The sequence below is a fragment of the Mesotoga sp. Brook.08.YT.4.2.5.2. genome (assembly GCF_003351125.1).
Classification (GTDB): Bacteria; Thermotogota; Thermotogae; order Petrotogales; family Kosmotogaceae; genus Mesotoga.
This window is the reverse complement of the sequence record NZ_JPGZ01000034.1, coordinates 1-25209: the sequence shown is the minus strand read 5'-3', so window position 1 is coordinate 25209 and position 25209 is coordinate 1. Positions and strand designations below refer to the sequence as shown.

Here is a 25209-nt window from a genome sequence, read left to right as displayed (position 1 = left end):
ATAATGTATATGTACTATATGCTAACAAGAACACCAAATGGAGGAGAAGACATTGAAGACAAACAAAGCTTTTGTAGTGAAGATCTCTGTCTCTGGCGAAGTTGCACATCCACTAAGGAGAAGCCCTTTCAGACTTGAAGTCGATGGGACTCCAAGACTTTTCCCGGGTACGGGAGGCATTACCTATAATTTTGCTCTTGGAGACAGTGCTTTCAAGATGGTTGGCGACCATGTTGAGCCGGATGTCTCGACAAAGAACTCCGAAGCTGACAAGAACTCAGCATATGTCGGTTATTCCTGTATCGGAAATTCGGCCACTTTAATCAGCGGAGACGCAAAGGGGGAGAAGGGAATAGTCATAGGCAAGCATGGCGGCATAAATCATGTCTTGATTCACTTCAAAGAAGACATAAAGAAGAGGATGGCGATCGGAGACAAGATACAGGTTGTCGGATTCGGTCAGGGATTAGTGCTTGAAGATTATCCCTCAATCAGGGTATACAATATCGATCCTGAGCTTTTAGACAGGATACCAGTTGGAGAAGGAGATGGGAAGATCTACTTCCCAGTAAGGGCAATAGTACCCGGTTATCTCATGGGTTCCGGCTCAGGATCGGGAGATCCTTCCGGTGGCGACTACGACATCATCACAAATGACAGGGCACTCATAAAGAAAGTCGGTCTCGACAGGCTTAGAATAGGTGATTTCGTAGCCCTCGAAAATCACAACGATTCTTTCGGACTTGGAGGTTATATGGAGGGCTCCGTTACTATCGGAGTAGTTGTGCACGGAGACTGTATAATTACCGGTCACGGCCCCGGTGTAACGGTAGTAATGGCGGACGGCAAGGGCATAATAATCCCCGAAATAAGCGACAAATCCAATCTGATTGACTTCATCTAGATTTCTGGCGGAAACTTGCTGATTAGCCGGCAGGAGGAGAAAGATGAACAGACTTGAACCGGGAGTATGGGTGACAAGCAAAGAGCTTTTTTCCCCCGAATCACTGAGCAGAATGATCGATCGGCTCGATCGGATAAACGCAGGTAGAGCTTACATTCAGGTTGTTGGTCGAGGTAACTCTTATTACTCTTCAGCATTGCTTCCGCCTGCAGAGGAATTGGTGCAGCCGTTCGATGCTCTTAGGAAGGCTATTACCGAAGCTTCGGGAAAGACTTTTCACATTTCGGCCTGGATGAATGTCAACCTGGTTTGGGGTTTCGAAAGGCGAAGACCTTTATCGGCAGTACACATAGTGAACAGACATCCTGAATGGATTACCGTTGACGAAAACGGCACTTCAATGCTCGACTATCCGTCCAGCAACCTCGAAGAAGTCTTCGGCCCTTACGTCGATCCTGGTGTAGCAGGCGTGAGAGAGTTCACAGAGGAGATTGCTTCGGAAATCTCAAATTACGATATAGAAGAGGTCCATCTTGATTTCATAAGGTACCCCTTCAGGAGTTTTGGATTCAACCCGATTGCATTGGCCGAGTATAGAGATTGGCTGAACGAAGAAGGCTTGTCGAATGGCATGGATAGCTTCGATCGCTTCAGAATCGACGCGGTGACAAGACAGGTCTCGATGATCTCCGAAACAGTTCGAAGCAAGGGCAAAAAACTATCCTGCGCAGTCTATGATGATTATTCGGAGAGAGCCGTACATGAGCGTCTTCAACCCTGGCTTGAGTGGCTGGAAAACGGCCTTATTGATGCGGCAGTTGTCATGGCATATGGCAAAGAGCCGGAGGAAGTAATCTCAAGAGTGAAAAACATCCGCAGTCTTCACGGCTCCCTGAACGATATCAGAATCGGACTGGGTGCATTCAACTATGCCTCCAGATGGGATGAGTTTATAGAACTCATAAAGCAAGTAAGGGAACTCGAACCGGACGAAGTAACTCTGTTTGCACTGAGTTCAGTCGACGATGAACTATGCGGAAGACTTCGGGCACTCCAGGAAGAAGTGAGGTGATGAAGATGCGCAAGGCATTAATAGTTGTTGATGTTCAGAACGACTTTTACGAAACAGGTTCACTTCCAGTGAGCGGCGCAAGCCAGATAAACGAAGCGATAAACAGAGCTATGAGAGACTCTGTGTATAAGGCGATAGTTGCGGGGCAGGACTGGCACCCCTCCAATCATATGAGCTTTGCGGTCAACCATGGGAAAGAGCCCTTTACACCATTCGATAATAAAAAAGGAATTGGCCCCGTTTTGTGGCCCGTCCATTGCCAGCAGGGAACCCACGGGGCGGCATTTCACACCAACATTGAGACCAACCGGTTTGACTACATAATCAGAAAGGGAACCCATCCCCATGTTGACAGCTACTCGATCTTCAGAGAAAACGACGGAACGGAACTGGGAACAGATGGGCTACTAAGAGCACTCGGAATTGAAGAGCTTGATATCTGCGGACTAGCTCTGGACTACTGCCTCAAATACACCGTTCACGATGCTCTCCTGGCCGGCTTCAAGATAAACGTAATAATAAATGGAACAAAAGGTGTAGAAACAAACATAGGCGATGTTCAGAGAACTATAGAGGAATTCAGAAGAGCGGGAGTAGAACTGATTGAGAGATGATTTGGCCCGTCGTTGGGGGTCGGAGGTCGGGGGTTGGTCAGGAGCAAAGAACAAGAGCTTGACCAGTCCTCAAGAACAAAATTACGCCCTCGGATCAGAACGAACCTATTCTGTCATCCTGAAGCGCTCCTGTTCAGGATCTGGGCTTGGGTCTCAGCGAAGGACGGGTCCATGATCTGGGACGAAGGACTAAGGACGACTCTTCACAGCGTTCAGCGGCTCTTTTTTTTTGCTTCCTGCGCAGCAGCATCACTTCCCGACGTAGTCGGCCTCGCCTCCTGCCGAAGGCAGGCTTGCGTCCACCGATATTCTTCGGCGCTTAGCGTTTCCAGACGTTTCTCCGGGCATTGCGTCCTGGCGCCGATCCAGTCTCCGAAAAGCATTGGACAGAGGCTTGTAGATGCTAGTATTTGTAAGTGACGAAAAGGAAATGAGAGTATGGCAGGAGTCACGGTAAGCTAAGGTTCTACAACATCGTCATGGGTTTTCTGCATCTGGTTCAAGGAATCGTAATGCATATTATCAGCAACGACTCAGCTCTAACAATAACCAGAAACTATCTGGCATTTGACAGGGAGATTATGCGCCTCGTTCCGGCCACGGAAAACTTCCTTGATTTGAGAATGGGGCCTTTCATCGCCAGTTTTCTGTTCATGTCTGCAATAGCCCACTTCACCGTCTCCGCTTTCGGGTTCAAATGGTATTAGAGGAATCTTGCAAAGGGCATCAACTATGCCGAGATGGTATGAGTATTCTTTTAGCTCCTCGGTAATGATCTTTGCAATAGCCATGTTCTCGGGAATGCTGGATATCGTGAGCCTTATGCTTCTCTTCACCGTGAACGCCCTTATGAACCTCTTCGAACTCATGATGGAACTTCACAATCAGACAACAGAGAAAACAAATTGGACGGCCTTCATATATGGTTGTATAGCCGGAGCGGTAACATGTTTGGCTGTATTCATATACTTGTTTACTTCGCTGGGAAAGGCGAATGTAGAATTCCCCTCTTGCGTGTACGCCGTTCTCATAACATTCCTTGTCTTCTTCAACAGCTTTGCGATAAATATGTTTCTGCAATACAAGAAGATCGGACCCTGGAAGAATTATCTCTTTGGCGAGACGGTATATGTTCTGCTAAGTCTAGTTGCGAAGAGCGTTTTGGCCTGGCAGGTTTTCGCTGGGACTCTTCGGCCGGTTTGATTACCTTGAACAAAGAAAGGCACCACGCGTTTAAACAAACCCTCTCTTTCAGTGAAAGAGGAGTTGGGACTCTGTTATTCGCTTAAGAGTCGGGATTTACGCTGTATTGTTTTCGCGACTATGAAAGTCTGCAAAGGAAACGGGAAGCGTTGCAGAGACTCACTTACATCACAATCACCGCTCCTCATTTCAATGGAGAGCGGGGGTATCTTAGCTGCTGTTGCGGAGGACACTTAATCGATCTTGAATTCCATAGGTCATCTTCAAAATGGAGGATCGTTCTAACCCATGTAAGCTTCTTCTCAAACCTTCAAAATCACTTCGACAAATGAACTTATAATCATTCCAAATAGTCTTATATCCGATTTATATTGTCTAGAATAAAGTGGAGGTATGTATGAAGCAGTTCCTTTCAACTATAATGATATTCTCATTGTTAGGAGTGTTTGCCATGGCCAATAGTGAAAAACCTGCGATCGATATCGATGTTCCCTCAACCCTTGAGAAAGCAACATTTGGCCTTGGGTGTTTCTGGGGCTCCGAGGCTGCCTTTGGAGGAACAAGAGGAATCTACAAAACTAGCGTCGGATACGCCGGCGGTACAAAAGAGAACCCAAGCTATTTTTCGCTGGGCGACCATACGGAGGTTGTTCAGATCGAGTTTGACCCGTCAGAGATCACTTACGAGGCCTTGCTGGAGGTTTTCTGGAGCTCACATAACGCCTACATAGACTACAAGAGACAGTACATGTCAATTATTCTCTATCATAATGCCAATCAAAGGGACGTGGCCGAGGAGTTCATTGCTTTAAAGGAAAGCGAACGTGATATGAAGTCAGCTACAGAGATATCTCAAATCGTAGAGTTCTACGGGGCAGAAGACTACCATTTGAAGTTCTATCTTCAGCGAGACCGGGGACTGCTCAACGATCTACTTGGGTTCTACGGAGACATATTCGAGTTGGATAGTTCAACTGCGGCAGCGAGACTTAACTCTCTTCTAGCAGGCAAAGGCGATAGGGATCTTATGAGGGCCGAGTACATCAGCTATGGTCTGCAAGAAGGGAATCTGCAGAAGGTCTCGATAATGCTAGAGTAGGGCTGCCATTCAGATCGCGAGCTTCGCAAAAGACAAAACAGAAATCGGAGGTGTGTATGTCTTCTAGAAGAAATCATAAAGTCATTACAGTTATAATGCTCGTTCTCGTGTTCTTACCCGCAAATGCTCTGCTAGGAGCGTCTGAAAAAGAGTTGGCGATTCCGGTCATTGTAAACAAGGTCAGTTACGAACAACGTCTCAAGATCGACCTGGATGAGAATACAAGCACCGGCTACACATGGCACTACTATTCATCAAAGGCCAACGCGTTTTCGCTGTTTTCGAAAGAAGTTTCCGTTGACCAATCTGAAAACGCCGTCCAAGGAGGCGATTCGACAGTAACCTGATTATTCAGTCCCAAATCCTTAGGCAGCTTTGCAATAATTTTCAAACTATACAGAGAATGGGAAGGCGAAGAAGAAGCTGCCGAAATAAGGGTGTTCAATGTAGAAGTGGATGACAAAACTTTAAGTGAGTGTATCCCCGATTATGTAAAAATCATTGGCAGTTCTTCGGGTTCCGTAAGCCCGGGTGATCTATTCTCATTTACCGTTGAGGAAGATTCCTCTGCCAGATTCTTATGGAGCATACAGAGCAATGGCTAAATACTGAGACTCATAGCTAACAGGTACATCGATCCTTCGAAGAGCCAATCCTCTCCGGGTGACATTTCAAACTTTACAGTGACAGGCATTGAGACCGGGAAGCGTTCATTCGATTTCGAAGCCCTAAAAAGAGGAGTTTCTGTAATAGAATTCGGATTCTCTATCCAGGTTGAAAGCGATGGAAATAGCTCGATACTGTACGCAAGCGTCGCTGTTGAATAGCGCTGAAAGATCGGGAAATCTTTTCGGCAATCCGCGATTACCTCAATGCGGGGAGATAAATCAGAGAAAACCAAATGCTTGAGTGAATAGTCTCCTTTCCAGGAAGCGGGAAATGAGGCGATACCTCCTGATATACTAAGTGCAGAGAATCACTTCTGCCCGTACGAGAAAGGAGGGGTATTTTGTTGTGTTTGAAAAACTGATGAATGAAAAGGTCATGACAGTAATAAGGGGTCTTACGCTCAATCAATCGAGGAAGTTGTGTGAAATGCTTCTGGAAAACGGTTTGACAGTTCTGGAAGTCAGTTTCTCCGACGAATCTTCTTCAGAGATACTGCATGAACTCAAGAGGGAATTCTATGAGAAGCTCGTGATCGGGGCCGGTACTATATACGATGAGACTGCTTATTCGAGAGCACTTCGCTCAAATGCCGATTTCGTTCTCAGCCCTGGATTTAGCGAGGAAATCGCGAAGTTGTCGGCAAGGGACGGGATTAGTTACATACCCGGAGTCTACACTTCTACAGACGTACAGAAGGCACTGAACAACGGATTCAGCTTCCTGAAACTCTTCCCCGGCGGTTCTGAAGGACTGCATTTGCTCAAAGCATACAGGGGTCCGTTTCCCACTGTCAAGTTCATGCCTTTTGGCGGAGTAACGGCCGAAAACGCTAACGAATACATGAAAGCAGGAGCCGTTGCGCTCGGAATTGGTTCCTACATAGCAAACAGGAATCTCTTTGATGAAGGAAAAGAAGGGGAGGTTCTTGAAAGGATCCTGAAAATTCGGAGAGCCGTAAATGCCAGCAGTTGATATAGCGATCGACATAGGGGGTACCAAAACCCTCGTTTCGGTTTTCGGCGATAGCGAACAGGAAGCTTGTGAAACGGAAGAGTTTCCCACCAGACCGGCCGAAGGAATTGACAGTTTCTTCGAGCGACTTAGTGACATCTGTCTCCGCATGAAAGGAAATAGAAATATCAACCGCTGGGGGCTTTGCACGGCAGGTGTCGTCAGTCCCGAAAAGGGCAATTTGATCTGGTCGCCGAACCTCGGGTGGAAAGACGTGGAGCTCTTCAGAAGAGCTTCCTCCTTTCTCGATATCAAAGGCGTGGTCGAAAACGACTGCAATGCGGCGGCTTTTGGAGAATGGACATTCAGAAAGGATATTGAATCGCTCATCTACGTCACCGTCAGTACGGGAATAGGCATGGGAATAGTTGCCCGGGGGAAAATCTTACGGGGAGCAAACAACGCAGCGGGGGAAGTCGGTCACACAATAGTGAAACCGGATGGTCCAACTTGCACATGTGGTCGCCGCGGTTGCCTGCAAGCAATTTCAGGCGGCAGAGGCCTTGAGAACAGAGCGCATGACTCGCTTGGGATTGAGATCTCTACAAAAGAGATAATTGATCGCGCACAGTTGAACGAACCGCTCTTCAAAGAAATGATAACCGAAGCCTCTGAAACGCTTGGACGATTCCTCTGCAATCTCATAGATTCTCTCGATCCTTCTGTACTTGTAATCGGAGGAAGTCTCGGGAAAAACCAGTACTATTTCGACAGAATACTCAAGGTTATTGAAGAGAATCGCTACAGAATTCCAGGAAAAAAGGTAAAGGTCGAGCTTTCCTCTGTGAAACCCAATCCAAACATAATTGGAATACTCTCTCTGTCAAGGAGAACACACAAAGACTGACCTCTTCTACTTAAGCTCTTTCTACGACTCTATGTTACCACTTTGCTTTTCAATCAAGGACGACCCATAGTATAATGAAAAAGAACGCAAACGTTTGCGAAAGGTTGCGATTTTCATTGATTAAGAAGATAACGATAAAGGACATAGCAAATGAATTGAACATATCTCCATCGTCTGTGTCGCGTGCTTTATCAGATGGACCTGGAGTTAGCCCTTCACTCAAGGAAGCGATTCTGAACGCGGCAGAAAGGCTGAATTATATTCCGAACTCGTCTGCAAAATCATTGAAGACAATGAAGACTCAAACTATAGGACTAATAGTATCGGATATCAGGAATCCGTTCTTTCTGGATTTCATGAGCGGAATCGAGACCGTTCTCTTTCCCAGAGGCTACAAATTTATCGTCTGCGACATCGGCGAGGATTTCGAGAAAGAGAGAGTCTACATCAAATGGCTCCTCGAACATGGTGTAGAGGGGATACTTTCCTCGCCCTGTCAAGGAGAAGACGGAAGGAACAACTCAAAACTCTACAGAGAGGCAGTCAGGAGAAACATTCCTGTCGTCTTCTACGACAGAATTCTCGAGGGAGTGGAGAGAATCAGTTCGGTAACTCTCGATAACCGACAGGCGATACTTCAGGGAGTGTTGCATCTAAAGGAAAACGGTCACAGCAAGCTCGGAATAGTCCTTCACAAAAAGGGAATCTATACAATAGAAGAGAGACGCATGGCCTTTTTGGATGCTTGCAAGATGCTGGACATTGAGATAAACAAAGACTGGATTATCGAAAATGCTGTGGACGCGGAGAGGGCTTCGCTGTCACTGGAATCTGTTCTGAAATCGGGCAAGAGACCGGATGCGATCATATCCACAAACCAGTTTCTAAATGAGGTCATAGTTGCAACCGTGAGGCGGATGGGCCTGAAAATCCCAGATGACCTGTCGATTGTAGGCTTCGATGACCATTCCATGAACGAACTAATCGATCCTCCCTTGACGACGATCAGACAGCCGGTTCTCGACATCGGAAGGATTGCCGCCACGATACTGCTGAGCGAAATAGACGGAACAAGAGGTGAGAAATCGAAAGTTGTGCTGAAGGCGGAACTGCTTCAAAGAAAATCTGTGTCAAAGCTCATATAGATAAGCTCGAAGAAAACATTGAAAAGAGGAGGAATGCTCAATGAAAAAGAGAAAGGTTGGAGTGATCACTTTTTCCGACGGGCGCGATTTTGTTCACAACGATCTGATCGAAATGAACAAGGGGTTTCAAGACAGGTTGGTTAAGGCCCTTGAAGCAACGGGTGAAGTGGAAGTTGTCACAGCCTCCGATATAGTCTGGAAGCCTTCGCTCGCGAAGAAGGCCGGCAAGGAACTGATGAAGGCCGAGGTTGAGGCCACGATATTTAACTACGCCATCTGGTGCTGGCCGCATCTTTCCGTGATGGCCTCGCTTTATGCACCAGGTCCTTTCCTCACCTATGGACAGATCAACCCGGCGTATCCGGGAATGGTCGGGCAGCTGGCGGCCGCCGGCGCACTGGAACAGGTCGGAATAATGCCGGAAAGGGTGTGGGGAAACCCCGAAGATTCAGATGTAATCGAGAGAGTCATGCACTTTTTGAGAGCTGCGTCGGCAGCGGCAAGACTTAAGGGCGAGAGGTATGGTATGTTCGGCGGCCGCCCGATGGGAATGTACACCGCCACCGCGAACGGTGATCAGTGGCTGAAGGAGTTCGGCGTCGATGTCGAGCAGATTGACCAGTATGAGCTCGTAGTAAGAGCGGAGAAAGTGCCGAAAGACGTCACGAAAAAGGCAAGAGAATGGCTGGAAAGACTGGCGACAGTTAAGTATGACGGGAAACAGCTTACTCCCGAAAAACTCGAAAAACAGATTGCACTCTACGAAGCTGCTTTAAGCATTATCGAGGAGTACGAACTTGACTTTGTGGGCTTCAAAGGTCAGCCCGAAATGACAAACAACTACGCAACTATGGATATTGTAGAGGCCTTCCTCAACGATCCGTACGACTGGCACGGTTCAAAGGAGACAATCGTTGCGGCCACCGAAACGGATATGGATGGAGCTCTGACAATGGAGATCTTCAAGCATATTGCTCAGACTCCTGTTCTATTTGCAGACGTGAGACATTACTTTGAAGAAGAAAACCTGCTAGATCTCTGTAACTCGGGCACTCACGCGACTTATTTTGCAGGAAAATCGATGAATCCCGAAGTTAATCTCAAAAACGTAGAATTGTATCCAGAGGACTTCTACTTCCCTGCCGGAGGAGCAGCCGTAAAGCACTTCGCGGCACCTGGGCGAGTTACCCTTGCCAGGCTTGCAAGACAGAACGGCGAGTACATCATGACAATAGTACCGGGAGAGTTCGTTAAGCTCTCTGAAGCCGAAGAAAAGAAGCTGTCGGAGAAGGTCCAGATCGAATGGCCGCATGCCTATGTGAAGCTGGATACGGACATGGAAACCTTCCTGAGATACTACCCGTGCAACCACACTCACGGTGTCTACGGCGATTTTGTAGAGGAACTGGTACAGTTCTGTGATATAAAGGGTATTGATTACCAGATTCTTGCAGAGTAAACTGCATTTCAAGACATATAGTTTCTTAAGAAAGGAGCCTGATAATGTTATACATTGACGGTATTTGTGAAAAGAGCGTTGAGCTCGTTAAGCAACCTGTTTTTGCAGGAATAACAACTAACCCGACTATCCTGAAACGCGACAGACCCGGATGGGGCCTAATGGACGCAATGAAGTTTCTCTCGAAGGTCCCGGGAGAGCGTCACTTTGTTCAAGGCAGCATATCATCGACAAACTGGATACAGAAAGTGAAGGAGTTCATCAAGAAGAGTGATTTCGACCCCGAATTCTTCACCGTAAAGCTTCCTTGGGACCCGGAAAAGGCGTCGTCATTTGTTCCTGAGCTTGACGAGATTGGTGTCGGTGTTTGTGCAACGGCAGTTTACACGGTAGAGCAGTATTATGCCGCGCTCAGCATGGAAGTCGAGTATGTGGCCGTGTACTTCGACAGAATGAAGAAGGCTGGAATCGATCCGGAGGAGAGGATCACCGAAATGCTTGAGATCGGAGACTGGCACTCAAATGCCCCTCGAATAATAGCGGCAAGCATTAAGGATATAGATAGCGCAAACAAGCTTCTTTCTCTCGGGGTCCACGATCTCACTCTCCCAATAGAAATTGCGAAAGAATACATAAAGGGAAGCTTTCCTGCAGATGATCTCGATAGATTCGAGGGAGACTTCAAGTTATGAAGGATTGGCCTAAGCCGGTTCTGTGCTCTGGAGAGATCCTCTTCGATTTCATCTCTAGAGAACCGATGAAGGGCCTGGAAGGCACCACCCTGTTCGAGAAGAAACCGGGTGGCGCCCCTTTCAACATCTCTGCCGGCCTTCATAGGCTTGGAGTTCCTATGGAATTTCTTGCGAAGATCGGGATGGATGAATTTGGTAACGCACTACTCGAGTATTTGAAGTCTCTCGGAATGTCCACGGGCTACATCGTACGAGAAAGAGGCACAAAGACTCCGATAGCATTTGCTGCGCTGGATGGCGAAGGCAAACCTGAATTTCGCTTCTACTGGGACCACGCCGCCCATTTATCGCTCAAATCAGAAGAAATAAGAGAGATCGACCCTCTGAACTTTTCTCTTTTCCATTTTGGCGCGATAGTTCTCCTTGAAGAACCGTCGGCATCCACTTATATGGAACTGTTTGAAAGGTTCAGTTCAGGAGGAGTCAAGACTTCATTCGACCCCAACATTCGAAGAAGCGCAATAGAAGAACACGATTCATTCAGGGCCATAGTCAAAGAAATCATCTCCAGAGTCGATATTCTCAAGCTCAGCGACGACGACCTGCTATATATATGTGACAGCGACAGTCTGGATAAGGCCCTATCCCGACTGGAAGTCAGACCGGACACGCTCGTCTTCCTTACCCTAGGCAGCAGGGGATCTATTGTTTATCGCGGAAGGACTTCTGTAAGGAGAGAGGGGTTCAAAGTAAGAGTGGCCGAGACCACCGGTTGTGGAGATTCATTCATGGCCGCAGTAATCTCGAGGCTCTACAATATGGACCATGAAGAACTGCATAATCTTACCGAAGAAGCTCTGGGAAGCATTCTGACTTTTGCCAACGCAGAGGCTGCGATCGTCGCAACAAGATATGGAGGAGCAAGCTCGATGCCAACCGAAAGCGAAGTGAACCAGTTCCTTATGGAACGGGGTGTAGATCGTTGATCGGATTCCTCGCTATAGACATCGGTGCCTCCAGCGGCAAGGCCTTCGTCGGAAAGTACGATCGAAACAGGCTGGTTCTGGAAGAAGTACATCGCTTTTCAAACGAGCCAATTCATGTTGCCGGTTCGACTCACTGGAACCTCATTTCGCTTTACAGGAATGTAGTGGACAGCATTAAGGCCGCTTCAGTTCTGGGAATTGAGATTCGCAGCGTAGGAATCGACACCTGGGGAGTGGATTTCGGGCTGATCGACAGTTCCGGCTCGATTCAAGGTGACCCTAGACACTACAGGGACATGTTCAAGGACGATTCCATGGATTACGCAATAAAGAAGGCCGGCAAGCGATGGATCTTCGACAGAGCTCCAACTCAGTTTCAGCCGTTCAACACTCTCTATCAGCTTATATCTCTCAAACGAAAAAACAGCCGTCACCTGAAGAAGGCAGATACCCTTCTCCCGATGCCCTCACTGCTTACCTACTTCCTTACAGGGGAGAAGCTGACAGAGTTCACTTTCGCCACTACTACACAACTCTTCGACCCCGATCGGCATGACTGGAGCGAAGAGCTGATGAGATTCTTCGATCTACCCGAGATAATGACTCCTATTGTTGATCCTGGCGAAATCGCCGGAGAACTGCTTCCCTCAATCTCGAAAGAGCTCGATATAAAGGGCATGAAGGTCATTCTCCCCGCAAGCCACGACACGGCATCGGCCGTTTCGTCCATGGATCTTTCAGATGATTCGATGTTCGTCAGCGCCGGAACCTGGTGCCTGGAAGGGGTGTTGATCGACAAACCTTCCAGAGATGAAGATGTTATTGAAAACAACCTTGCCAACGAGGGCTGCTACGGAAGGAAGTACCGCCTGCTCAAGAATCTGACCGGTCTCTGGTTGGTTCAGGAACTACTCAGAGAGTGGAGAAAATCGGACCCTAATCTCGATCACTATGCATTGACCGAGATGGCGCAGACCGCCAGAAGCTATGAGAGAAAGATCGATGTCGAATCCAAAGCCTTCAAGAAACCAAAAAACATGGAGAAGGCTATACTCTCCGAAACCAAGACTCTCGGGATCTCTTTGCAAAACAGGGGGGAGATCGTGAGAGCCGCGATCGAAGGAATCGCTTACCAGACGGAGCAGACGAGAAAACAATTGCAGTCAATAACCGGCCGGTCAATACGGAATATCAGAATGGTAGGCGGCGGCATTCGCAACAGACTTCTCTGTCAGCTGGTGTCAGACTACACAGGGCTTCCGGTAGTTGCAGGACCGGCAGAAGGGACTGCCACAGGTAACATCATAGTGCAGATGCTGGGCCTTGGAGAACTAAGTGACCTATCGCAGGCTCACGATCTTATTCAACGCTCATTCAACTTTCAAGAATACACTCCAAAAATGCGAGACTTCATCTAAAGAAACTCTTGACTTTGGCGACGTACTGTCTTGCCTTCTCCTCTATCTCTTCCGGAGTCCCCTTAGTCAGATCGGATCCTATACCAACAGCGGCGGTGCCTGCCTTAAACCATTTGTCGATATTGTCTAGACTGACCCCTCCGGACACTACGCAGAGAGCGTCGGGGAACGGTCCTTTCAGAGACTTAACGAAAGATGGGGAAAGGACGTCGCCGGGAAAGACTTTAACCATAGAACAGCCGAGCCCTGTGGCCTTGACATACTCAGTAGGCGTCATTATCCCCGGAAGGTAAAGCGTCTCGAGAGCCCTTGACTGTATTGCAAGCTCTTCGGACAAGTGGGGACTTACCACGTATTTTGCGCCGCTCTTAACCGCTATGTTAAACTGTTCGTCAGTGATAACCGTTCCAGCTCCAACGTAAGCCCCCTTTATCTCTTCAGAGAGAATCGATATAGCCTTCGGTGCGTCTGGAACCGTGAATGTAATCTCAAGGATCTTTATGCCACCTTTAAAGCAGCTCCTTCCTATCTCTACACATCTATCGACACTATCGCTTCTTATAACAGCCATTATCTTCTCTTGCAGAATGATATTCTTCACTCCAACCCTCCATTCATAGTGTTCAAAGAACGATTCTTCCAAAAGACTTGAGAACAGTTAGCGCCCTCAACGTAATTATAGCAACCCATTCATCCCATGACTTGGCCATTTCTCCGTCATAGAAGCTCTTGGACCAGGCGGGCTTGACTTTGCCATGCGTCTGAAACTCCCTGATATAGTACTCGATATTTTCTTCAATCAGATTCTGATCGATGCAGAAAAACTCGTCAGGGGAGGACACGAAGTCAAGAGGTTTGGCCACATACTCCGTCCTCCATTCTTCTTCATCCTTGCTCACAAGAGAACATACGGCTTCAGACAGCTTTGGCATGAGCTTGGCAGCCGTTTCTTCTTCAAGCTGTCTATAGAGTCTCACAAAACAGAAAACTTCGTGAAAGGAACCGAACTCGTCTTTGCTTTCAAGATACTCGATCGCCTTTAGGATGAGCATGTCTGTATCTAGACTTGTGTACTCCCTGTATCTGTGCAGATACCCAATTAATTCAGCGGTCGGGTTTCCCCAATTCGCATCAATCGCGCACATTCCCTTTTCTTCGTCGTACTCCCACCACGGAGCGTGCGGATGGTCGTTGACGGCTTTCGGAACTGCAAACCATCCCTTCCGTTCGGGAACATATGTGTTGTCAAGGTATTCAATTGACTTTGAGATAATCCCCTTTGCGAGAGGTACCTCATCGAAATCTCGCAAATATTGAAGTGCTATACTTGTCGCCATTGGAGATGAAGCTGGTAGTCTGAAATCCGGTTCTATTCCGTTTCCAAAACCTCCATCCAAATTTTGATAACCGGCGATTTCCTCGACAACATCATTTGCCGGGCCATCCATGAAATGGTAAGCAAAGAGCCTTCTTTCCAATTCTCTTCCACTCTCGAGAATAAAGTACTGGGCTCTTCTCAAAGGTTCCTTTTCAAGATAGAGCATCTCGAATACCCCCTTTATGTCCTCATCATTGCCGACTGTGAACTCCCAAAACTTTCACGATCTCGAAGCTTGCTCCCAAAGGGCTGACCAAAACAGATTTCTTCTCCAGAGAAATGGTGACTGCTTGTGGTCGACCAAATTGCCGAATCACTGATTAATATCAAAACGTCGAGCTTTCAATGCCTTCTCTTGATGACAGATCACCGCCAAAGTGAGTGTCGGATGCAATCGCTGCACCTGCCCAAGCTAAAGGCTCTAGACGGGCCGCCCGGTTTGAAAACAAGAAAGCCACGGTTGTAGTCGCACCCAATCTCACTTCTTGCTGACCGTGTCCTCATCTCACTCATTCTCCGTGCTCTCTATACATTCGCCGGAGGATCCTAACTCTCTCTGCATTATCCCTCTCATATCCGCGCAAGAGTGGCGGGTCACCAATCTGTCAGTCGGCTATGATCAATCAAGTCAACCAAGTTCACCTCTTCAAAAACCACTCGGCGAGATTCTCGTACAGCTCTCCTCTCCCTGGAACGGGACCTTCAAGCTCACTGTTCCAGAACACATAAGAAAGACTGTGGGCCAGAATCAACACCGGAACATCATTTGTCCAGATCCTGTACGCGCCCAGATAATAAGGAGTCCGACTTGCCCAATCAGGTTCTATAGCGGCTCTTCTCAAAATCCTAAAAATCTGCTGGTTCAGATAACCGACTTCCCATCCCGTACTCAAATCATGTTCGTATTCATTGGTCCAGGGAGCAATTTCAGGGTACTCGAAAGCCTGAACTCGAAGGTAGGCCAGCTCGTAATCCGCGCCGTTGATGTCGCGAAGAAGGGTGCCCCAATCAAGCTTTTCGACTTCAAGCTTCACCCCTATTCTATCCCAGCTTCTTCTTAGTTCCTCAAGCAATCTCGTCTCAACTCCATGATAGACTTTAATCTTCAAAGTAATGCCATTAGGATAGCCAGAATTTGCAAGAAGACTCTTCGCCCTTTCCGGATCGTATGGGAGATCCACTATCTGAGCCTCCAGTGTCTTGAAGAGTGCTGTCCTTGGATCGATAGGAATGAACGTCTTCATGGAATTCGGAATAGCTTCGAGAAGCGATTCATAGTTTAGAGACATCTTCATGGCCTGTCTTACCGCCTTCTCCGCAAGCAATTCGTTCCTGTGGTTTATCAAAACAACATGATAAGTACCGTCCGGAAAGCTTCCCGAAGTGAAGGTTTCTGATGAAGATAGCCTTATAAGTGCTTCGTTCTCCTCAGGTTCGTTGAAAAGCAGATGGAGCTCACCCCTTTCGAACATATCGATCCTGTCTGAAGGTTCCGCCACCTCGACAAGCCTAATCTCATCAAGGAGACTCTTTTCAGGCCAATTATCGAAAACGAGAGGGAACAGGTCGTCGGCATGTCCTCCGTGCCAGTTCGGATTCCTCTTGAGAACAATGTTGCCCTTCACACTCTTCTGATCAAGAAGAAACGGACCCGAAGATGCTTCTAGAGGAGGCTTGTCCATCTCATGACTTGTCTTGAGGTTTTCGGGCGCAATTCCTAGCTTGTCTTGATAAACATGTTTTGCAAGAATCCCCGTCCTCAGGGAGTTTATGAATTCAGGATATGCCGAAGTGAAACTGAAAACCGCCGATTTGCTGTCTATTATCGTCAGCCCTTCATATCTAGGATCGTTAAGTGTTTGAAATAACGGAGAACTATCGGTATTGCGCCACGCTCTAACCGAATACTCTATGTCTGCAGTGGTTATAGGAGTGCCGTCATACCAGAAAATGTCTCTCCTCAACTCGATAAACAGTCGCGTGTTCGAGTCTCTCCATTCGAACTTCTCTACGAGAGAGGGGCTCAACTCGTCACCGCTTGCCAATCTGAATAGCGGATCCTGAATCGCAAACGTTACCCAAAAATCCCCTTCTGAAAGCTCAAACCCAGGCAAGAAGCTGAAAGTAGTATCCACAGGGAGGTATATCGTACCCCCGGCAACCTCAGCGTAAGTAAACTCATCACCTGTCTCTCTTACTTTCAGAACCGCTGTGAAAGAACTTGAAACGAACACGAGTATGAGAATAGCCAGAATAAGTCTCCTCACCGCAACCTCCAGAAACTTGTGTATTACCTCCATTATATTAGATGAAGAGAATTCAGTTTTGTTCGGAACAGGCAGGGGCTTCTGAAGAACGTGCCAGCAGTTGACGTTGGGGAAAGAACCTTGAAAAATAGTTGGTGGTGGATTGTTCGTTGTTGGTAAGAGTACAAATAGCCAAAGAGAGACTCCAGAGCAAGTATCTATTCTTAGTTCCAGAGCGAGTACCTGTTCTTCGTTCTTGGTTAAGGTCAAAAAACTAGAGCTGAAATGAGCATTACATAATGGGATCTGCTCTTCGTTCTCGATTGCGAACAACACTATTAACTCCAGCTTTCTCGCGCTCTCTAATCATCTCATGGTTCTTAACCAAGAACCTGGGCGCGCAGCTCGGAACGATGAACCACTCTTTAAATCCTCGCTTGAGCACTCAACCTGGATCTAATCTCATCCGTCTCGTTCTCTCTCATCGTCTCGTGGTTTTTAACTACGACGATTTCGGAGGACGGTGGACCGTTGACGGACGACGGATCCTTGTCTTCCCAGCGATCAGCGACTCTTTTTTTGCTTCCTGCGAAGCGGCATCACTTTCCCGGACGTTTCTCCGGGCATCACTTCCTCGCGCCAGCGAGCCTCACTTCCGGCGATGCTCTTCGCCGCATCACTTCCCCGGATTTTCTTTCGGGCATCACTTCCTGCCGAAGGCAGCCTTGCGTCCTGGCGTGATCTTCGCCAGCCTTGCGTCCCCGGACGCTTTTCCGGGCATTGCGACCTGGGCCGTTCTTGCCCAGCCTTGCGTCTAATGTTTAATTCCAGCATCACTTCCTCGCGCCAGCGAGCCTCACTTTCGGCGATGCTCTTCGCCGCATTACTTCCCCGGATGTTCTTTCGGGCCTCACTTCCTGCCGAAGGCAGCCTTGCGTCCTGGCGTGGTCTTCGCCAGCCTTGCGTCCCCAGATGCTTTTCTGGGCAATGGCTCTTCCCAGCGTTCAGCGAATATCGGCTCTTCGGACGGCAGTTCGTTGACAGTGAACCTAAACCAGAAGGTTTCTGCAGTTTTTGTTTTTGACGATGAATAGTGTATATTCTACTTGTAGGACATCCTACATCATAAGAGAGGCGGTGTAGATGAAGGATATCGATCTTAACCATCATATTCATACTTCTCTTTCGGGAAAGATCCATAGCGAAATGAGAAACCTCATACTGAGCGGAGAGCTGAAGGCTGGCGAGAAGCTTCCTTCTGAACCTGACCTGGCAAGAAAGCTCGGTGTGAGCAGAAACTCTCTAAGGGAGGCGATTGGTCTTCTTCAGAAGGAGGGGCTTCTCCTCAAAAGGCACGGGGTCGGCACTTTTGTTACAGACAGATACCCGATCATCAAGGGTGGTATAGAAAGGCTTTCAAGCATAGCAAGTTTCATTGAATCTCAAGGCCATTCTGCAAGAAGCGAGGTCATACAGTTCGAAGAGTGTGTGTGCGATGGAAGGGCCGGCGAGCTCCTTGAACTGGAGGAAGGGAGCATAGTATATCTTCTTGAGACTGTGAAGTACGCTTCCGAGATCCCGGTTGCTGTTTGTGTTGACGTAATCCCGAGATCATTCGTTTCTCAAATAGATCCGGAGAGAATTCAGGGTTCCGTCTTTGAGGGTCTTGGAAAACACTATAATATCGACATAAGATATGCGGAGTGTGATCTCATTCCTTTCAAGTCCGACGAAGGATTGTCAAGAAAGCTGAGGATCGACGTAGGCACTTCGGTGCTCTTGCTTGAGCAAATTCATTACGACGTTCAAGATAGAAAGGTTCTGTACTCGAAGAGTTATTTGCCATCAGGAACGTTCACTTTCAAGCTCATCAGAAGACGTTAATACATTAGCTCAACAGGAGGTATGGCGAAATGAGGAAGCTCGTACTTGCAATCGTTCTCTTACTGGGTGTCGTTCTTTCGGCTACTTCGCTCGAAGTTCTGTGGATGGGATGGCCGCAAGATCAGGTTATGCAGGTGATCAACGAGTTCAAAGCCGAGAATCCGGGAATCGATGTGGACATTCAGCTCGTTCCTTTTGGCCAGCTGTTTCAGACAATTGAAGTCCGTTTGGCCGCCGGAGACGGTACTCCCGACGTTTACATCGTAGACGGACCCAATACCGCTTCTTACGCGGCAAGAGGTTATCTTCTCCCTCTCGACGAGCACTTTTCCGAAGAAGAGATGGCAGCCTGGTTCGATGCCTCCATAGAAGAGGGCAGTTATCATGGAACATTCTACTCCGTACCTTACGGAACTTCTTCCGCAGGTCTCTTCTATAACAAGGCCATCTTTGAAGAATATGGTATCCCCTTTCCTCCGGAGAGTCTTGAAGAGAGGCTGACGTGGGAAGAGGTTGCTGAAATTGCCAAGCAGCTTACGAAGGACACGAACGGAGACGGCATAACAGATATCTGGGGCCTGGTAATTGAGCAGATAGACAGACCCTATCTTATCTTCCCTATGGTTCAGTCTCTCGGTGCATCAGTACTCTCTGACGATGGTTTTGTCTCACAGGGATACATCACTTCAGATGCTTTTGTGGAAGGCTCGACGTTCTACTGGAAGCTGTTTAATGAATGGAAGGTAAGCCCTCAAGGTCTAAGTGACTCGGCTATCTCACGAGAGTATTTCGGAACCGGAAGAGCAGCAATGATGCTGGGGAATGAGTGGAACATAAGAAGAATGCTCCAATATCCCGATCTAGATTACGGACTCTCCCCCTTCCCATACTTCGATGGCGGAGTTGCGGTAACTCCTACGGGCAGCTGGCATGTCGGAATCAACTCTAAGACGAAGAAGCTCGATGCCGCCCTTGCTTTCACGAAGTTCATAACTGGTAAAGACGCCGTGATTACATGGCACAATCTAAACGGAATAGCGCCTGCTAGATCCGATGTTTACGAAGCACTCCCCCAGGTATTCGACAACCCCATGTGGCAGCTGTTTATTACTGAGATGGAGACAACGGCAGTTCCGAGGCCGCGAACACCGGGTTATTCTCAGTATGAGCTCATGCTCAGAGAGGCATTCAACTCAATTCATTATGGTGCCGATCCGAGAAGCACGCTTGAGGAAGTCGCGGCAAGAATAGATAGAGAGCTTAGAAGATACAGATAATCGATTTTGGGATCGTACTTGACCTTAGGGTATTTCGGATGGTGTGCTGATGTTTCGAAACAATAAAGTGGCGTGGCTTTTCGTTCTCCCCGCGCTCGCGTTCTTAGTCGTTTTCAAAATCTGGCCTATTGGCGTTTCAGTTATTGAGAGCCTCACCACGACTAGTTTCACAGGGGTAAAGTCATTCGTGGGATTCGAAAACTACGAATATCTCTTCAAGTACGATCCCGTTTTTTGGAAATCGTTTTCCGTTACCCTAATCTACTCGATAGTTGTCAACCCGCTGATCGTGCTGACATCGTTATTAATGGCACTGCTTCTTAACTCAAGCCATTTCTTCACCAAGTTTTTCAGAACAGTTTTCTTCTTACCTGCGGCGATTTCATTCGCGGTCGTTTCGGTGATCTGGATGGTTATGCTTGATCCCTACAACGGACTGGCCAACAGCTTCTTAACCATGTTTGGCTTCAAACCCCAGCCCTTCTTCGCCTCTCCGAATCAGGCTCTTTGGGGGCTTGTCCTGCTGAACGTATGGAGAAGTTCCGGTTACTGGATGATGTACTTTCTTGCTGGACTGCAGAACATTCCGGAGACATTGTACGAAGCGGCTGACATCGACGGAGCTTCTACATTCAGGAAGACGTTCAGGATAACTCTCCCATTGCTAACGAGAACCATATCGTTCGTTCTCGTTGCAAATACCGCTTTCAACTTCCTGAGCTTCGCGCCGGTATATATAATAACCAAGGGTGGCCCCATGGGTTCGACCAACCTTCTCATGTACGAATCCTACAAGAGCGCCTTCGTCAATCTCGACATGGGAAGAGCCTCGGCCATTACCACGATCTTGCTTGGTATTATCCTTCTATTCAGTTTTTTCGAGCTGCGATTCACCAGGGCTCGATTCGAGTATTGAGGTGGAATCATGAAGAAAAGAAGTCCGTGGAAAACTCTAGTTCTATTCGCCATTCTAGGCATAATAAGCCTCTTCTTCCTGATCCCGCTTATATGGGTAATCGCATCTGCGTTGAGGCCAGCCAGCCCACTCTATGAATATGCAAACCCCCTCACCTGGAGAACTTTCGTTCCTAGTAATCCTACGTTAGAGAACTTTGTTCACATATTCGTAAACCTGAACTTTGGCAGGGCCCTTATGAACAGTCTTCTCGTCTCAGTCTCAACGATTCTCCTAACAATTCTTGTGGCCTCAATGGCAGGATTCGCGCTCGCTAAATTCGAGTTCAGGGGCAAGGCGGCCCTTTTCACAATAGTCCTGATAACCTTCATGGTTCCCTTCGAATCGATTGTCATACCCCTCTATATCCTCATTAAGCAGCTGCGGATAGACAACACTTACTGGGCCCTGATCCTTCCCGGTGTCGCCAACGGCCTCGCCATCTTCCTGTTCAGGCAGTTCTTCTCCGAAGTGCCTTCAGAGATAATGGAAGCGGCAAGGATTGACGGTGCCTCCTGGTTCAGGATCTACTGGAAGATAGCTATTCCATTGAGCGTACCGGCAATAGTGACCGTGATTGTTATGGTATTCATGTTCCAGTGGAACTCATTGTTCTGGCCTCTTGTAGCAACCCATTCAAGCAGATTCGAAGTTGTGCAGGTAGCCATAGCGGCACACAGATCAACAGAAAACACCAGCTGGGCGAACTTATTCAGCTCGGCCATCGCCGGAAGCCTTCCGCCGGTCATTCTCTTCCTCTTCCTCCAGAAGTATTTCGTTCGGGGGATAAGCGGAACTGGATTGAAAGGATGATTATATGGACACTTCAAAAAAGGCAAAGAATCACTTGCAGATTTCTGCCAGCTCTCTCCCGGAGACAGCTCTTCTACCGGGCGATCCGGCTAGAGTCTATGAGATAGGAGAGTACTTGAGCGATGTCGAAGAGGTTGGAAACAACAGGGATTACATAACGATTACCGGCAAATACAAGGAACTGCCGATCACAGTATGTTCAAGCGGAATCGGAGGCCCTTCGACTGAGATCGCCGTAGTTGAACTCAACAAACTTGGAGTGAATACGATAATTCGCGTTGGAACCTCCGGAGGATTGGCGCCTGATGTGAAGCCCGGCGATCTTATGGTTATTTCGAGCTGCATAAGATACTCCGGAACTTCAAACCTCTTCATCCCCGAGAATTTCCCGGCTGTGGCGGATTATCTACTGCTCATGGCACTGGTTTCTGCCTGCGATGATTCCGGTGTAAACTACCACGTAGGCATGGGGCTTTCACTGGATTCCTTCTATGCAACGAAGCCCGCTCTTCTGAGAGAAAATTTCCCATCTATGATATACGGAAAGCTGGAAGAATGGATCGCCGCCGGTGCTCTTCAGCTCGATATGGAAGCGGCGACTTTATACGTTCTTTCTTCTCTCCTGAAGATCAAGGCCGTGACTATCTGCACTGCCGGATCGAACATACCGAAAGGGGAGAGGCCGGACCCGCCTCCTTCAAATGAGAATGCGATTAGGGCAGCATGCGAGGGGGCTTTGAAGTACAACAACTGGCACGAAATCTCAATCAGGCTGGGAAAGGACTTCACTCTCCCCCCGATTGCCGATCAGGGGTGAAGAACTGTGAGTGAGAGACTGACAGGAAAAACGGCACTGATTTTCGGGGCCGGGAGAGTCGGAGGCTCGGCCGCCAGAGCCTTTGTAAACGAGGGCGCGAAGGTCATTATACTGGATAGAGACGAAGATAAGCTTGAAACGCTTAAGGAAGAGCTCGAGCAAACGAAAAGAGGATTCTGCTCGACGATATGCGCAAACATAGACAATCAAAAAGATGTGGACGAGATCTCCAATCTGATTGAAGAGAATACATGGAAGGTAGACATTCTTCTTAACTGCCCCGCTTACATATTCAGGGCGCCTTTTCTAAACCACCCAATTGATGAGATTGATCGACAGTGGCATATAAACGTGAGGATAGTGTTCATGGTAAGTCAGGCAGTAGCAAAGATGATGGCAAATAACGGTGGTGGAAAGATTATCAATCTGGCCTCGGTCGGAGGGCTCTTTCCAGAGAGGGAACACGCTGGCCACTGCGCTGCCAAGGCGGGAATAATAGCTATTTCGAGGGTGATGGCCCTTGAACTCGCTTCACTGAACATTCAAGTGAACGTAATTGCACCCGGCCCAACTGAGACCATTCCTTTTTCGTCACCTTTCTATTCACAGCATCCAGAAGTTTTGAAAAGAATTGAAGAAAGAACCCCTGCCGGAAGAATAGGACATCCCGAAGACCACACCGGCCTCATGGTATTTCTTGCATCGGAGGAATCAAACTGGATAACTGGCCAGGTTATACTTTCAGACGGAGGACTGGGTTTAGTTTAGAGTTGGAAGGATTTGACAAATCAAAACGCCCCGGATCGATTCCGGGGCATCTTTATCTTAATCTGAAAGACCTAGAAGTGTTGAAGCACAAATGGCGTAGTCTTTGGAAGATCTTGACCACTGTAGCTGTTCGTCGCCTTCACTCTGCCGAACTCGATCATCTCCCTGAAATCACTCTTTCCACCAACAACAGAGGATAAGGTCGCAATATCACATTCGAGATCATAAGAATCGGAACGAGAGAAGCAGAGCTCACCATCCTTCATACACATTTCGAAGACACCGTTGTTCCACGAAGCCTGTTTATCACTTATCTTTATGCCGACCCGCATGTCTGGTGCGTCTATCTTCAGACCATTTAGCAACTCCAGATCGACGATCCGGATCATGGTTCTCAAAATTATATTCATCTCCGAGGGCCTATCGTTTAGATATGGCCAGAGAACAAAATCCGGAGGAAGATATGCGTGAACATGACCTATCTGAAGAGAAAGTCCCTTCAAGAAACGGAACATTGCATGTCTGGTGACTATATCATCCGCGAGGAACATCGTAACTACAAACTTCAGCGATCTGTCTTTGTCAAAGTTGTCGTACAGAAAAACATAGCGAAGCATCCCTGTGGTCTTTCCATCTTTCTTGAATTTCACGAATTTCTTCGAAACATCCTCATCGGTTCTAAACTCGAAATCATTCTTCCACATTTCGGCGTCTCTCAGAATCATAGTGTAATGACTGCTTGCATAATCGTTATAGAACTCTCTAATCTCGCTGTCTGCATCTTCCATCTCTTCAATATTCACTCCCTTCGCAATCCAGCTCAGGAACGTTAATCATACCCGGAGAGAATTTAACCCCGAGCATCGAATCAAACTCCTCCCATCCCAGCTTTCTGTAGAAGTTGGCATTGAAAGGGTATAGTAGCGAGACTGCCTGCTTCTTCTCCCTCATAGTCTCCAGTGATCTTTCCATAAGGAACTTGACGGCTCCCTTGCCCCTGTATAGAGGACTTGTGCAGACATTTCCTACTCCCCCCATAGAGATGACCGACTGTCTTAGCCTCATCTTCAAAGAGAAGAGCAAATACTCTGCCGCAAGAATCGACTCGTCGTAAGCCCCAATAGGGTCTCTTAGATCGTCATCGAAGACTTCACTTGCATGTTTCGACGCAGATCTCATCCAGCCGCCAGGAATCCCAAAAGAAAACCTCATAAGATCGAGATAGTCCTTCACACTTTCGATCCTTCTATACTCAAACATCCTCTCACCCTCTCCGGAAGTAGTGTAAAAATAATAGCATATCGCGGGTAGCAGATAGCGGGCTGGAAAGAGCGAATATCAGTTGCAGGATGCAAGTTTAAGAAAAAAAGATCGGGGTCGGGGGTTGCAGGTTAGAGGTTGGAAAGAGCAAGAGAAGCTGGTTCACCGTTGAACGGTTCTCCGAAAAGAGCCGCTTGCCACTTGCTAAGATACGCTGAATGCTGTGAAGAGCCAGGGTCGGGGATGGCAGGTTGGGGGTTGGAAAGAGCGGAATGAGATGCAAGGCTGGCTTCGCCAGGAAGTGAGGCTCGCTGGCGCGAGGAAGTGATGCCCGGAAGGGAATCCGGGGAAGTGATGCTGGCGCTTTCGCACCAGGAGGCAAAAACCAAAGAAAAAGAGCAAGCAAATTAAAGTAATCTGATCAGGACGAACTTACTTTGTCATCCTGAAGAGCTCCTGTTCAGGATCTGGGCTTTGGAGGAACCGGGGTCGGGGATGGCAGGTTGGGGGTTGGAAAGAGCGGAATGAGATGCAAGGCTGGCTTCGCCAGGAAGTGAGGCTCGCTGGCGCGAGGAAGTGATGCCCGGAAGGGCATCCGGGGAAGTGATGCTGGCGCTTTCGCACCAGGAGGCAAAAACCAAAGAAAAAGAGCAAGCAAATTAAAGTAATATGATCAGGACGAACTTACTTTG

The 25209-nt window shown here is 47.9% G+C and carries 25 protein-coding genes; 20 read left to right on the top strand and 5 right to left on the bottom strand.

What is annotated here, in order from left to right; translation table 11 throughout:
* The first annotated feature begins 52 nt into the window (after positions 1-52).
* From Q502_RS09045 to Q502_RS08985, 14 genes are all read left to right on the top strand, one after another.
* Positions 53-904: a DUF4438 domain-containing protein gene (locus Q502_RS09045; protein WP_102818987.1), complete on the top strand. Its 852-nt coding sequence runs from the start codon at positions 53-55 to the stop codon at positions 902-904.
* 43 nt (positions 905-947) lie between these two features.
* Positions 948-1976, top strand: a complete 1029-nt coding sequence (locus Q502_RS09040; RefSeq protein ID WP_102818986.1) for a glycoside hydrolase family 10 protein — start codon at positions 948-950, stop codon at positions 1974-1976.
* A gap of 5 nt (positions 1977-1981) precedes the next feature.
* Entirely contained in the window at positions 1982-2590 is a 609-nt protein-coding gene (gene pncA, locus Q502_RS09035) for a bifunctional nicotinamidase/pyrazinamidase (protein WP_102818985.1), read from the top strand.
* 512 nt (positions 2591-3102) lie between these two features.
* Positions 3103-3297, top strand: a complete 195-nt coding sequence (locus tag Q502_RS14735; RefSeq protein WP_258394257.1) for a hypothetical protein — start codon at positions 3103-3105, stop codon at positions 3295-3297.
* Positions 3298-3322: 25 nt separating this feature from the next.
* Positions 3323-3793, top strand: coding sequence for a heliorhodopsin HeR (heR, locus tag Q502_RS09030; RefSeq protein ID WP_258394256.1), 471 nt, complete (start codon positions 3323-3325; stop codon positions 3791-3793).
* Positions 3794-4190: 397 nt separating this feature from the next.
* Positions 4191-4892 (top strand): peptide-methionine (S)-S-oxide reductase MsrA, encoded by a 702-nt coding sequence (gene msrA / locus Q502_RS09025; RefSeq protein ID WP_102818984.1) that lies wholly within the window; start codon positions 4191-4193, stop codon positions 4890-4892.
* A 56-nt stretch (positions 4893-4948) separates the two neighbouring features.
* Entirely contained in the window at positions 4949-5239 is a 291-nt protein-coding gene (locus tag Q502_RS09020) for a protease inhibitor I42 family protein (protein ID WP_102818983.1), read from the top strand.
* Positions 5240-5906: 667 nt separating this feature from the next.
* Positions 5907-6533: a bifunctional 4-hydroxy-2-oxoglutarate aldolase/2-dehydro-3-deoxy-phosphogluconate aldolase gene (locus Q502_RS09015; protein ID WP_102818982.1), complete on the top strand. Its 627-nt coding sequence runs from the start codon at positions 5907-5909 to the stop codon at positions 6531-6533.
* Positions 6520-7419, top strand: a complete 900-nt coding sequence (locus tag Q502_RS09010) for an ROK family protein (RefSeq protein WP_102818981.1) — start codon at positions 6520-6522, stop codon at positions 7417-7419. Before Q502_RS09015 ends, Q502_RS09010 begins: the two co-directional genes overlap by 14 nt.
* A gap of 116 nt (positions 7420-7535) precedes the next feature.
* A complete protein-coding gene (locus tag Q502_RS09005) occupies positions 7536-8564 on the top strand; it encodes a LacI family DNA-binding transcriptional regulator (RefSeq protein WP_258001884.1) in 1029 nt (342 codons plus the stop codon).
* A gap of 40 nt (positions 8565-8604) precedes the next feature.
* Positions 8605-10023, top strand: coding sequence for an L-fucose/L-arabinose isomerase family protein (locus Q502_RS09000; protein ID WP_102818979.1), 1419 nt, complete (start codon positions 8605-8607; stop codon positions 10021-10023).
* Between the two features lie 44 nt (positions 10024-10067).
* Positions 10068-10715, top strand: a complete 648-nt coding sequence (locus Q502_RS08995; RefSeq protein ID WP_102818978.1) for a transaldolase family protein — start codon at positions 10068-10070, stop codon at positions 10713-10715.
* The gene (locus tag Q502_RS08990) at positions 10712-11701 is read left to right on the top strand and encodes a carbohydrate kinase (protein ID WP_102818977.1); all 990 of its coding nucleotides are present in this window, start codon (positions 10712-10714) and stop codon (positions 11699-11701) included. Before Q502_RS08995 ends, Q502_RS08990 begins: the two co-directional genes overlap by 4 nt.
* Positions 11698-13119, top strand: coding sequence for a rhamnulokinase family protein (locus Q502_RS08985; protein ID WP_102818976.1), 1422 nt, complete (start codon positions 11698-11700; stop codon positions 13117-13119). The genes Q502_RS08990 and Q502_RS08985 overlap by 4 nt, the downstream gene beginning before the upstream one ends.
* Here the strand turns inward: Q502_RS08985 and Q502_RS08980 are convergent.
* The 3 genes from Q502_RS08980 to Q502_RS08970 form a co-directional block, all read right to left on the bottom strand.
* Complete coding sequence (locus Q502_RS08980) at positions 13112-13720, bottom strand: bifunctional 4-hydroxy-2-oxoglutarate aldolase/2-dehydro-3-deoxy-phosphogluconate aldolase (protein WP_102818975.1); 609 nt, start codon at positions 13718-13720, stop codon at positions 13112-13114. The genes Q502_RS08985 and Q502_RS08980 overlap by 8 nt on opposite strands.
* 22 nt (positions 13721-13742) lie before the next feature.
* Positions 13743-14663, bottom strand: coding sequence for a hypothetical protein (locus Q502_RS08975; RefSeq protein ID WP_102818974.1), 921 nt, complete (start codon positions 14661-14663; stop codon positions 13743-13745).
* Between the two features lie 472 nt (positions 14664-15135).
* Positions 15136-16764, bottom strand: a complete 1629-nt coding sequence (locus Q502_RS08970) for an ABC transporter substrate-binding protein (protein ID WP_102819066.1) — start codon at positions 16762-16764, stop codon at positions 15136-15138.
* Positions 16765-17886: 1122 nt separating this feature from the next.
* Here Q502_RS08970 and Q502_RS08960 point away from each other — a divergent pair.
* From Q502_RS08960 to Q502_RS08935, 6 genes are read left to right on the top strand one after another with little or no spacing between them, the layout of a single operon-like run.
* Positions 17887-18627 carry a GntR family transcriptional regulator gene (locus Q502_RS08960; RefSeq protein ID WP_102818972.1) on the top strand — a complete coding sequence of 247 codons (741 nt, stop codon included), beginning with the start codon at positions 17887-17889 and terminating at the stop codon, positions 18625-18627.
* Positions 18628-18656: 29 nt separating this feature from the next.
* Entirely contained in the window at positions 18657-19904 is a 1248-nt protein-coding gene (locus tag Q502_RS08955) for an ABC transporter substrate-binding protein (RefSeq protein ID WP_102818971.1), read from the top strand.
* Positions 19905-19953: 49 nt separating this feature from the next.
* Positions 19954-20820: a carbohydrate ABC transporter permease gene (locus Q502_RS08950; protein WP_102818970.1), complete on the top strand. Its 867-nt coding sequence runs from the start codon at positions 19954-19956 to the stop codon at positions 20818-20820.
* Positions 20821-20829: 9 nt separating this feature from the next.
* Positions 20830-21672 carry a carbohydrate ABC transporter permease gene (locus tag Q502_RS08945; RefSeq protein ID WP_102818969.1) on the top strand — a complete coding sequence of 281 codons (843 nt, stop codon included), beginning with the start codon at positions 20830-20832 and terminating at the stop codon, positions 21670-21672.
* Positions 21673-21676: 4 nt separating this feature from the next.
* Positions 21677-22489, top strand: a complete 813-nt coding sequence (locus Q502_RS08940) for a nucleoside phosphorylase (RefSeq protein WP_112109514.1) — start codon at positions 21677-21679, stop codon at positions 22487-22489.
* 6 nt (positions 22490-22495) lie between these two features.
* The gene (locus Q502_RS08935) at positions 22496-23257 is read left to right on the top strand and encodes an SDR family NAD(P)-dependent oxidoreductase (RefSeq protein ID WP_102818968.1); all 762 of its coding nucleotides are present in this window, start codon (positions 22496-22498) and stop codon (positions 23255-23257) included.
* A 71-nt stretch (positions 23258-23328) separates the two neighbouring features.
* Here Q502_RS08935 and Q502_RS14730 read toward each other — a convergent pair whose 3' ends face one another.
* Both Q502_RS14730 and Q502_RS14725 read right to left on the bottom strand, forming a co-directional pair.
* Positions 23329-24060: a sterol carrier protein domain-containing protein gene (locus Q502_RS14730; protein WP_258001881.1), complete on the bottom strand. Its 732-nt coding sequence runs from the start codon at positions 24058-24060 to the stop codon at positions 23329-23331.
* The gene (locus Q502_RS14725) at positions 24050-24517 is read right to left on the bottom strand and encodes a GNAT family N-acetyltransferase (RefSeq protein ID WP_258001880.1); all 468 of its coding nucleotides are present in this window, start codon (positions 24515-24517) and stop codon (positions 24050-24052) included. The genes Q502_RS14730 and Q502_RS14725 overlap by 11 nt, the downstream gene beginning before the upstream one ends.
* Positions 24518-25209 lie beyond the last annotated feature (692 nt).